Origin of the sequence: Chitinophaga sp., assembly GCF_035564935.1 — a bacterium.
GTDB lineage: Bacteria > Bacteroidota > Bacteroidia > Chitinophagales > Chitinophagaceae > Chitinophaga.
This window is the reverse complement of record NZ_DATMTE010000941.1, coordinates 1-2,840: the sequence shown is the minus strand read 5'-3', so window position 1 is coordinate 2,840 and position 2,840 is coordinate 1. Positions and strand designations below refer to the sequence as shown.

General features: G+C 46.2%; 4 protein-coding genes. 1 reads left to right on the top strand and 3 read right to left on the bottom strand.

What is annotated here, in order from left to right; genetic code table 11:
- Window positions 1-24 precede the first annotated feature (24 nt).
- Complete coding sequence (locus tag VN105_RS24475) at window positions 25-441, bottom strand: hypothetical protein (RefSeq protein WP_325645179.1); 417 nt, start codon at window positions 439-441, stop codon at window positions 25-27.
- Between the two features lie 306 nt (window positions 442-747).
- On the opposite strand from VN105_RS24475, the gene VN105_RS24470 reads away from it, so the two are divergent.
- The gene (locus VN105_RS24470) at window positions 748-1,359 is read left to right on the top strand and encodes a hypothetical protein (protein ID WP_325645178.1); all 612 of its coding nucleotides are present in this window, start codon (window positions 748-750) and stop codon (window positions 1,357-1,359) included.
- Here VN105_RS24470 and VN105_RS24465 read toward each other — a convergent pair whose 3' ends face one another.
- Window positions 1,360-1,830, bottom strand: coding sequence for a MarR family winged helix-turn-helix transcriptional regulator (locus tag VN105_RS24465; protein ID WP_325645176.1), 471 nt, complete (start codon window positions 1,828-1,830; stop codon window positions 1,360-1,362).
- A gap of 5 nt (window positions 1,831-1,835) precedes the next feature.
- Window positions 1,836-2,333 carry a GNAT family N-acetyltransferase gene (locus VN105_RS24460; RefSeq protein WP_325645174.1) on the bottom strand — a complete coding sequence of 166 codons (498 nt, stop codon included), beginning with the start codon at window positions 2,331-2,333 and terminating at the stop codon, window positions 1,836-1,838.
- Window positions 2,334-2,840: the final 507 nt, after the last annotated feature.

The window sequence follows — 2,840 nt, the reverse complement described above, 5'->3', positions numbered from 1 at the left end:
ATTATTTTACCAGTGCCGGAATAATCAGATGCGGCGGAAATAGATTTCCAGTTTCATCTGTCGTTTTGTTCTTTTAAAGATCTCCTCATCTTCCCGGAAGATCACCAGTTCTTCGGGGTTCATGGTCCTTATTTTAAAGGTGATGCCATACCCGTTGCCTTCCTGGAGGGTGAGTTCTTTTGTTTTCAGATCAATGGTATAGGCTTCGTAGCGCTGGCCGCCGTCTTCCAGTACGCCGTTCTCTTTAAAGATCATCAGATCCAGTTCGCTGAAACTGGAGTCCGTTTTTTCAAAGGTCTTTTTACCATCTTCAATGCAGCTCATCACCGTTTTAACAGGCAGCCACCGGCCGGTGATTTTGCCGTTTGTTTGGTTAGGCTTTGCATTGCTGCAGGCCAGGTATAGAAAACAGCTCACTATAAGCGAGTATATACTATTCATATTCCGTATCTTTAAACATCAACAAATTGTACTTCCCTGCGTACAGGCAAAGCTGTGGCAAGGTGCAGTTTACAATTACTAACGTGCTGACAGTTGTGGGAATGGCGCTCTTATGAAGAGTAATATGGTCAAAAGTGGCGGAAGACAGATCGGAGCTTCCTTATAACATCGATTTGAACGACGGAATTACCAGGTCCGGAATACAAAGTCCCTACTTTTACATCCCAAAGGTAGGTGTAATATAAAATTGGCACAAGTTTTTTATCGCAATCTTTACAGAATATTTTACCGGAAAATTTCAAGGGTATGGGAGATAATATTGCAGCGCCGTTTATTCCGGCGCAGTACACGGGCGAAGCTACCACTACTTCCGAGGTGAAAACACTGGTGCATGAGGTGGCGGCGCGCGATTTTTTCAAAACCGTTATGGCGCGTTTACTGGATGTAAACCAATGGGCGGCGCTCATCGGGAGCATTTCGTCCGGCTTCCAGCTAACGGACCTGGCGGGGAAACCTGCGGAGGGGCAGGCGGAAACCGGCATGTACATAAGGATAGATATTCCGGGACCGGGTAATAGTGCCGGCAAGGGGTTCGACTGGGTAAAGATTGAGCAGAAAGAGCATGTGGCGCTTAATGAGCACCAGGAGGTATTCTTTATCAGGGCCAGGCCATCGGAGCACCCGGTTCAGAAGAGCGCCGGTATTGCGCATTTCCTGCGCAAGGAAGCCAGCAGTTCCTTTGTGCTAATGCGCGATCATGCGGAAATAACTGCCGCCGTTTACGGACGTAATGAGGTGCCAAATACACAGGCCGCGGATCTGGGAGATAAGATCCGGAATGCCGTTGTGGGCTCTACGGGAGCGATCGGTATCTCAAAACTGCAATGGAAGGCGTTGGTAAGCGGGCTGTTGGCCTGACTATAGTTGCTGTGTTCTTTCAAAAAAACTAAACGATTTCATTTGTTGCTCTACTTCTTCAATTGCCTTCATCAGGTTATTTTTTGTATCTGTTAGCGCTGTGAGGGCCACTACCATCTTATTCCATATGGGTTGCATATCGCTGATCAGGACTTTCCCTTTTTCCGTGAGCTGGATAAGTCTTTTCCTTTCGTCGGTTTTGTCTTTTTTGGAGCGGATCAGCTTTTGCTTTTCCAGTTCTTTCAGCAGGCTGATAGTAGAAGGGTGGGAATACCCAATTTCCCCGGCAATTTCCACCACGCTGAGCACAGGCTTCAGGTGCAGGGTATAGATCACCGGGAACCATTTGGGCTCAAAATCGATCCCATTGGCCTTATAGATCTGCAGGCCGTCTTTCCGCAGCTGGTCGCTGAGGCGCTGCAGCCTGGTGGAAATAGCCAGTATCCCTGATTCATCGATCACATTTATCATACTTGTCAATCGTTAAGGTGTAAGTGGTAAAATATATTATCCGCATTCATCAGGGGAAAATACGACGGTAAATCCGTTTTTTTTATTTCTTTAAACCCGTTGCGCTCATAGAAGCGGCGGGCAGCAGCGAGTTTGTCGACCGTACCGAGATACAGGTCTTTTATTTCAACTGATCTGCAAAAGGCGATCAGTTCTTCCAGCAGTTGCTGGCCAATGCCCGTATCTTTTCCCCGGTATTCCTTTTTCACAAACATTTTCCGGATAGCGCCGGCGTTATGCCCGATACCGATGAGTGCAATGGTGCCGGCCAGTTCCCCGTTTACAAAACCTCCCCAGAATCCGCCGCCGGTGTTGTGGTAATTGGTTTCTATGTCAAACAGGTCCGGCTGGTCCTCAATTGTAACGGGGACATTAAATTCCTTTTGCTGGATAGGCAGGATAATGTCAATTATTTCCTGGCAATATTCGTTGTGAATGGGTCTTATATCTTGTGTGGTATTCATTTGTAATTATTTATGGTACAAAACTACGTAGTTAACTACATAAATAAAAATATTTTTTCTTTGAACTGCGCAGGTGTATTGCGCAGATGGGTATGCATCTTTGTGAAACAATGATCCTCTCGCTTAAAATGGATAAAGCTGCGGAAAAATTACGTCGCCGTGGAGTGTATGGATACATATCGTTGCGGATGCACGCTGCAATGATCAGAATTTACAGTTGCACCAAAAACCGGAAGGAGAGTAGGGAAGCGTATTTACAGCCATACTGCCCCGGAAGGGGAATGCGGGTTCGAATCCCGCGGGGATCGCAGGGAAGCGTAAAACAAGATACGCTGATGTAACTAAACCCTTGAGAAGAGATCTATCGACTGGCTAGATAGCTTCCGTTGTTTGTTAAACAGATTTGGCGTCACGATAACAAGTTGAACAGCATTTTGCTATATAGTCTCACTGTTATTGAATGCAGCATATTTACGAACCATCCTGATCAAGATAGCTTCAATGAAT